Source organism: Thiorhodococcus minor (assembly GCF_010820565.1).
Classification (GTDB): Bacteria; Pseudomonadota; Gammaproteobacteria; order Chromatiales; family Chromatiaceae; genus Thiorhodococcus; species Thiorhodococcus minor.
In genome coordinates, this window is record NZ_JAAIJQ010000012.1 from 83,119 (window position 1) to 90,601 (window position 7,483).

General features: G+C 65.3%; 6 protein-coding genes. 1 reads left to right on the forward strand and 5 read right to left on the reverse strand.

Going from position 1 to position 7,483, the window contains the following annotated elements; translation table 11 throughout:
* Positions 1-34: 34 nt before the first annotated feature.
* The 5 genes from G3446_RS05975 to G3446_RS05990 all read right to left on the reverse strand — a co-directional run bounded on the left by G3446_RS05975 (position 35) and on the right by G3446_RS05990 (position 6,695).
* Positions 35-1,006 carry a hypothetical protein gene (locus G3446_RS05975; protein WP_164451676.1) on the reverse strand — a complete coding sequence of 324 codons (972 nt, stop codon included), beginning with the start codon at positions 1,004-1,006 and terminating at the stop codon, positions 35-37.
* Positions 1,007-1,105: 99 nt separating this feature from the next.
* A complete protein-coding gene (locus tag G3446_RS28625; RefSeq protein ID WP_280818782.1) occupies positions 1,106-1,237 on the reverse strand; it encodes a hypothetical protein in 132 nt (43 codons plus the stop codon).
* A gap of 209 nt (positions 1,238-1,446) precedes the next feature.
* Positions 1,447-2,385 (reverse strand): 2-dehydropantoate 2-reductase, encoded by a 939-nt coding sequence (locus tag G3446_RS05980; RefSeq protein WP_164451679.1) that lies wholly within the window; start codon positions 2,383-2,385, stop codon positions 1,447-1,449.
* 647 nt (positions 2,386-3,032) lie between these two features.
* Positions 3,033-3,515, reverse strand: coding sequence for an Hsp20/alpha crystallin family protein (locus G3446_RS05985; protein ID WP_164451681.1), 483 nt, complete (start codon positions 3,513-3,515; stop codon positions 3,033-3,035).
* 144 nt (positions 3,516-3,659) lie between these two features.
* Complete coding sequence (locus G3446_RS05990; protein WP_245232340.1) at positions 3,660-6,695, reverse strand: acyl-[ACP]--phospholipid O-acyltransferase; 3,036 nt, start codon at positions 6,693-6,695, stop codon at positions 3,660-3,662.
* Positions 6,696-6,882: 187 nt separating this feature from the next.
* Between G3446_RS05990 and G3446_RS05995 the strand changes: the two genes are divergently transcribed.
* A partial coding sequence (locus G3446_RS05995; protein WP_164451685.1) for an IS4/Tn5 family transposase DNA-binding protein occupies positions 6,883-7,483 on the forward strand: 601 nt, incomplete at its 3' end.

Genomic DNA, 7,483 nt, shown 5'->3' on the forward strand with positions numbered 1-7,483 from the left:
GCGTCCCCCGAGCGGCTGCCAGCGCCTTCTAGGATCAATCGACCAGCGCCGACTCCCTCAGCAGCCGGCAGTAGGCGTCGACCGCGGCGCGGACGACGCTCTCCGGCAGTCGCTCTGGGTGCTGGCGGCGCTCCTCGGCGAGGGCCAGGGCGCGCGCCCTGAGGAGCGCCCCACGGATGGTGCGCAAGGCGTTGGGCACGCCAATATTCAGGGTCTCCCAGGGAATCTCCGCCTCGCCGTCCGCGCGCGCGAGCTTGCCGAGGACCTGGGTATCGAGGAATTCGAGGCTGCTCCAAGCCGCCTCGTTGGTGAGGTCCGCCTCGCGAATGCGCAGTTCTTCAGGGACAGCCGCATCCGCGCCAAGGGCGCAGAGATGCCTTGAGCCAAAGTCCTCCGTTGGGGCCGGCCGGCTCTCCGTGCATGCGTCGCCCGGCACGTGCTTCTGATAGCAGCGCGAGCGCCTCAGCACCTCTGGCCAGTCTGATCTTTCCATGACGTAACTGGGATCATCCGAGCCGGCCGGGCCGTCGGCCGGGACGAAATCGACCAGCTCGCCCGCCTGGAAGTAGAAACGGAAGGCACCGAAATCGCTCTTCTTGAAATAGAAGACCAGCGACCCGGCTTGGTAGACATACTCCTCGAGCCACTCGACGGCAGCACGCTGACCGCTGAGCTCTGCCCGGACCAGGGGGCCATGGCCGCCTCCAGCTCGAGCGGACGCATGGCCGGTGAAGCCGGAGGGATCGTACCAGTAGCGCGCTCGGCTCTGAGAGATGCCCACCGCAGCGACCGGGCGATGCAGCGCATTGTCGACGACCTCGACCAGATAGAGCCCGCAGTCGCCGGACTCGGCAAGGCGCTTGGAGCCGGCGCGCGCATCGCAACGCGCGATCTCGGTGGTCACCCGATTGTAGTAGCCGCGGATCCGCTCGATCGGGTCGGCCTCAGCCAGGCCGCTGAGCGACAAGGCCCCGATGACTGCAATGAGAATTGGCGCTCCCCGCATGTGCTTCTCCTCGACATCCCGTGTTTGGATGAGGACTATAACCCGAGGGCCGAAGCAGCGCGCACGTTCAGTGGACGGCGGCTTGACCTCGCGCAAGGCTTAGGAAGTGTCCGTCAACTGCCTCCCGCTGTTCTGGTCACGAAGCTCCTGCTTCGTGACCTCGGCGACGAAGCTCGGCGTCACGACGCCGAGCGCTTCCGCCCCCTGCACCAGGCCGAAAGCAGGGCTCACCCTCAGACTCTCGAAGCGGAGCTTCGTCTCGCGGGTGACGCAGCTGGAGCTGCGTCACCAGAGACCCAAATCGCGAAACAAGACCTAGACAGCTCCTTAGAGGCCGTCTGAAAACCTCTTAGGGGCCACTTTGATCGCCCTTGACGCTGGCGAGAGGGCGAGTGAATTCGCCCCTCCAGCACGGGTGGTCGCGATATCCAGACAGCCTCTCAGGTGCCGCCCGCTCGATTTCGCCGATCCAGAAAGCGCAGCTGATGCGCGATGGCCTCGACCGCGGGCAAACGGACGCCCCGCTTGGCCACCTCCCGCAAGGGCCGCTCATACATGAAGGCGATCTCGAGCTCGCGCTTGGCGAGGTAGTCCAGGCGCATGCTGGGCGCATAGGGGGTCATGGCCTCCGTGACCTCGAGCAGCTTTCCCGTGAAGCCAGTGTCGAAGGGCGCGCCGCAGGCGGCGGCGCCGGTGGCGACCTCCGCCATGAGCTGCTCGGCGAGCGCCCTGGCATCCGGGTCCGCCATGATGCTGTCGGTGTTGGCGTCGAGCAGCACCGAGAGGCCGTTGAAGGGGATGTTCCAGGCGAGCTTGCGCCAGCGTGCCTTGAGCAGCGAGGGAAAGCTCTCGACCTTGATGCCGCTGGATGCGAAGGCCTCCATCAAGCGCGGGACCCAAGCCTGGCCACGCGCGTCCTGGGGCGCGAAGCTCACCAGGCCATAGTCCAGGTGAGCGATATGGCCCGGCCCGACCTTGTTGGAGCAGAGAAAGCAGAGTCCGGCGATCACCGGGGATTCGGGAAAGGCCTCGGCCAGCTCCTCTTCCATGCTCAGGCCGTTCTGGAAATTGAGGATGACGGTCCCAGGACGGACCAAGGGCCGAAGGAGGTCGACCAGCCTGTGGTTCTGGGTCGTCTTGAGCGCAACACAGACCAGGTCACTCTGAGGAAGGGCGTCGGATGCCCGATAGACGTCGACGGGAAAGTGATGCTGGTCCCCGAGGGGCGAATCCACGCGCAGACCATGCGCGCGGATGTAGTCGACATCGGAATGGGCGATGAAGCGCACTGGAAAGCCGCCGACCAAGAGCCGCGACCCGTAGAAGCCGCCGAGGGCGCCTGTACCGAGAATGGTGAAGCTGAGTGTCTGAGATGTCATGGTGCTGAGTGATCCGCGCCGTCGGAGTCGGTCTGTCATTCTGGAGGCCAAACCAGAGCCGCTAAACCTAGATTCGGCAACTTGAACCGCAAAGGCTCAAAGAACGCAAAGAAAACAAAGAATTGATCGAAATGAGAGCAGTCAGCTACCAGCCGCCAGCCGCCAGCCGCCAGCCGCCAGCCGCCAGCGCCGGACAATCATACAGTTGCCGGATTTTTTGGCCGGCCAGCCGCTCACCCGTTGGGTGACCCGGAGAAGACCTGACAGCAGACCCAAAACAAAGCCTTAGGCTGGCCGCTGCTGGCTCTTTCTAGGTTGATCGATGCCACGCTCTCACCCGCTGGGTGAGCAAAACTCACTCAGCAACGCACCGAACCCCCTTGCGCGCTTCGTGCGCTTCGCGGCTCAGCAGCGCTTTTCAGGCTGAAGAGACCCGCGCTGGGCGTGACGGCCTCCAGGCCGCCAGCTGTTGACCTGGAGCCCCACGCACCCAGAACGCCAGGTACGGACAGAACGCTAAGAAACCCATCCGCGGATGGCCATTCTTGGGGTCGGCAACAACGAGAAAGGCCGGCTCCTTGGCCGACCTTTCGAGTGGCGGACCGTGGCCCCGCTAAGCCAGGGCCGCGGTCGCTCTCCACGCTCGCCTATTTGACGTCGATGCGCCGCCGCTCGGTCTTCTGCGTCTTCGGCAGATGGATCTCGAGCAGCCCGTCCTTGAACTCGGCCTGAGTCTCCTCGAAGGCCACCTCGGCCGGGAGACGGATCGTCCTGGTGAAGCTGCCCTGGGCGATCTCGGAGCGATAGAAGGCGCCCTCTTCCTTGGTCTCTTCGTGCTTGCGCTCGCCCGTGATGGTCAGGAGGTCACCCGCAAGCTCGACTTGGAGATTGTCCTTATCGACACCCGGAACCTCCGCGCGGACCAGGATCTCGGCCTCGCGATCCACCACATCGACCTTGGGTGTCATGGCGAGGGTTTCGTCGAGCCCCGTCCAGTCGGGCAGGATCTCACGGAACGGATGCATCCACCCACGATGCGCCATGGTGTCGAAGAGACGATCCATCTCGTCGAACAAGCTGATGTCACGACGCGGGACCGCTTCTGTCATTTCTCTGCGTTTGGTTTTCATGGCAGTCCTCCTTCTCTTGGATTCCTACCTAAAGTATAGCTCAAGCACGGCCTTCAGGCGGTCGAGCGAGGCCTCAATAACCATTACAAATCAGCTAGATAAACCTACACTCAAGCGAATCCGCCGGCTTCAGGATCTCAGCGCTCACGCGGCCGCCGCGAGCCGCCTGACGGCGCCGAAATCCGTCTTGCCGCTGCCCAGCTTGGGGATGGCATCGACCCGCACGACCTCGGAGGGAATGCTGAGCGGATTCGCCCCGGCGTCGAGCATCGCCTTGCGCAGCCCGTCCGCATCGATGTCCTCCGTCACCAGGAGCAGGATACGCTCGCCCTTGCGGGCATCCGGCAGGTTGACCGCGGCGATCTCCAGCTCGGGCCGCTCCAGCGCCTGACGGACCTGCTCCTCGACGGCGCCCAAGCTCACCATCTCGCCGCCGAGCTTGGCGAAGCGCGAATAGCGGTCGACGATGGTCAGGAAGCCGTCGGCGTCCAGATGCCCCTTGTCGCCGGTCTTGTACCAGCGCATGCCATCCAGCTCCACCACGGCATCCGCCGTCTTGTCCGGGGCTTTGAGGTAGCCCTTCATCACCTGAACGCCACCGATGAGGATGAGTCCGTCCTCCCCAGGCGGCAGCGCCTCCAGCGTCACTGGATCCACGACACGGAAACTGGTGCCCGGCAGCGGCAGGCCGACCGTCCCCGGCCGCGAGCCCGACTGGATCTTCCAGGTCTGCGTCTCGAGGGCATCCGGCACATTGACGCTGGCCACGGGCGTCGTCTCAGTGGCCCCATAGCCCTCCAGGATGTCCTTGTGGAACTTGAGGGCGAAGGCCTCGCGCACGTCCGCGCTCAACCGCTCGGCGCCGGCGACGACGATGCGCAGGGATTCGAGCATCAAGGGATGGACGCGCCGGTTGCGAATATAGAGCCGCAGGAAGGTCGAGGTGCTGCACAGCACGGAGACGCGATGGCGAGCGATGGCCTTGGCGCTGCCGACGGCATCGGTCGGGTCCGGATGGCAGACCATGGGGACGCCTTCGAGCAGCGGCATGAAGGTCGTGGCCGTCAGCCCAAAGGCGTGGAAGAGCGGGAGGTTGGACAGCACCACGTCGTCCGCCCGCGTATTGAGCACGTCCGAGATCTGGCGCACGTTCGCCATGATGTTGCGGTGCGTCAGCTCGATGCCCTTGGGCAGCCCCTCGCTGCCGCTGGAGAAGAGAATGGCCGCGGTCGCGTCGGGCCGCGTCCGGCGCGCGAAGATCCTGGTCAGCAGGGCCGCCGGCAGCAGTGTGGCTGCGCCGAGGGCGAGCAAGGAGCTGAGCCGACCGATCTCGCCGCGCATGGGCTCCATGGGATGCAGGCTCACGCCCGGCAGCAGGGCGCCGACCTCGATGCCGCGCTGCTCGAGCTTCCTCAAGAAGCGATCCGCCGTGATGACGTGCCGCACGCCCGCTTGCTCCACGGCGGCGCGCAGGGCCTCGGCGCTCGCCGTGTAGTTGAGGTTGACGACGCTCTTGCCGGCAAAGAGCGCCGCGAGATTGGCGATGGCGCCGGCACTGCTGGCCGGCAGCAGGATGCCGACCGCGGGCTCGGGCGCCAGGCGGCGGATCCTTCCGGCGAAGAGCAGAACCGCGGTCAGCAGACGCCGATTGGTGAGGGTGGTGCCGATCGAGTCGATCACCGCGATCTTGCCGGGATCCCGCTTGGCGGACCTCAGCCAGGCCTCGGGCAGGCTGGACAGGGACTCGACGTAGCTCTTCCAGGAGGTCACCGAGAGCTCGAAGACCGCCTGCTTGACCCGCTCCGCGCTCGCGCCGAGCGGCAAGGGGCTGCCGAAGGCCACGATGATCTCGCGGACGCGGCCGTCCTTGCGGTTTGCCTGGAGCTTCTGGCTCGCGTAGGAGAAACGGCTTCCCCAGAGTCCGCGCTGATAGAAGGGCAGGATGACGCCGGACTTGGCGGCGCGCGCCGACAGCTCGAAGCCACGCTTGAACTCGGAGAGCTGCCCGGTCTTGCTCAGGGTGCCCTCGGGAAAGATGCAGACGACCTCGCCTTGGTCCAGCAAGCGCGCCACGGCGTTGATGGCGTCGCGGCTGCGCCCGCGCGAGATGGGAATCACGCCGAAGAAGTCGAGGAACCAGCGCAGATACCAGCGCTCGTAGATCCAGCGCTCCATCACGAAGCGGACTGGTCGTGGACTGGCCATCTGGACCATGGCCCAGTCGATCCAGCTGACGTGATTCCCCAGCAGCAGGACGCCGCCCTGCGCCGGCATGCTCTCCAGCCCGATCACCGTCAGCCGGTAGCGGGTCGAGATCAGGCGCGCGACGATGAAACGGACCAGCGACTGCGGGAGCTGGTGCAGCGTGTACAAGGCCCCGATCAGCGCGACCACGGCGAGCGCCACCATCACAGGCAATCCGCTGACCTGATGGAAGGCGGCCAAGACCGTCAGCCCGAGGAAGCCCAGCATCACCAGGTTCTGGACGAAGTTGTTCGCGGCCAGGACCCGCCCTAGCCCCTCCTCGCCCGCATTGAACTGGATCAGCGCATTGAGGGGCACCAGGAAGAGTCCGCCCAAAAAGCCCAGCGCCAGGAAGTTGAAGGCATGCGCCCAGGCCGAGCCGAGCCCTGGCAGCGCGAAGAGGGCGATCGCGATGCCGACGGCACCGATGGGGATGAGCCCGGTCTCGATATGACTGCGCGAGAGCCGCCCGGCGACATAAGAGCCGAGAATGATGCCAAGGCCCGAGCAGGCGAGCATGCCCTGGATGACGACCGTGCTGGTCTCGCCGAGCGTGTCCTTGGCGAAGGCGGGAAAGGCCGCGAGGATGACCTGGGAGATCGCCCAAAACACGGAGAGACCGACGACCGACAGCCAGATGACCTGATTGCCCCAGGCCGCGCCAAGGTTCTGCTTCAGGTAGCGGCCGGAAACGTACTGACTCCAGCGAAAGCGCAGCGCATTCCCTTCGCTGACGCGGGGCAGCCGGTAGGCCAGCGCAAGCTCGAGCAGCGAGCAGACCACAAGGACCCAGCCCAAGGGTGCGATGCGCTGGGTGATCGCGTTCGGGTCGCCGAGCTCCATGTCCGGCAGGCGCGCTTCGAAGAGGATCGAAAAGAAGAAGATGCCCGCCAGGATGGCCGTGGTCGTGGTCGCCTGCGCCCAGCCATTGGCCATATCGTTACCCACATCTCGCCCCTCGTTCGTACACGCCAGCTTTGCGTTCGACCTCGGGGGGTAGACATGGAGGTTGCGCTTCGATTTAAATCGCGCCCCTTTGATAACGAAGGGGCTCGAACGAGTTGTGGGAGCGGTTGCGGAATCGGCGCGGCGTGTGTCCGGCAAGTGCGCGAGGGCAGGCCGGATGAGTGTGCTGGCAGAGGAGCTGGCCACCATTGATCTGGGTGATCAGCGGTTGAATCGACGGGCGCGCCGGGTGTTGGAGCAACTGGGAGCGAAGCCAACCGTGAGCATTCCTACGGCCTGTGGGGGCTGGGGCGAGACGCGTGCCGCCTATCGCCTGTTCGACCAGGACGGAGTGACAGCCGAACGCGTGCTGGCGCCCCATATCGCCTGCACCGAAGCGCGTCTGCGTGAGCATCCGCGGGTGCTGTGCATCCAGGATACGACCGAGCTCGACTTCACGACCAAGAAAACCCTGATTCCAGATCTGGGGCCGCTGAACTACGAGAACCGCTGGGGAATGTATCTGCATCCGACGCTGGCGGTGACCCCGCAGCGGGTGCCGTTGGGGCTGTTGGATCTGCACACCTGGGTGCGTGAGCCGGGAAGTCTCGGGCAGGACAAGGGAGCACACCGTCCCTTGGAAAAAAAAGAAAGCGCGCGCTGGGTCGATGGCTTCGCCCGCGTCAATGAACTGGCCGAGCGCCTGCCCGACACCCGCTTGACCTACATCGCCGATCGCGAGGGCGATCTCTACGAGCTGTTTGTCGAGGCGCCCTGTC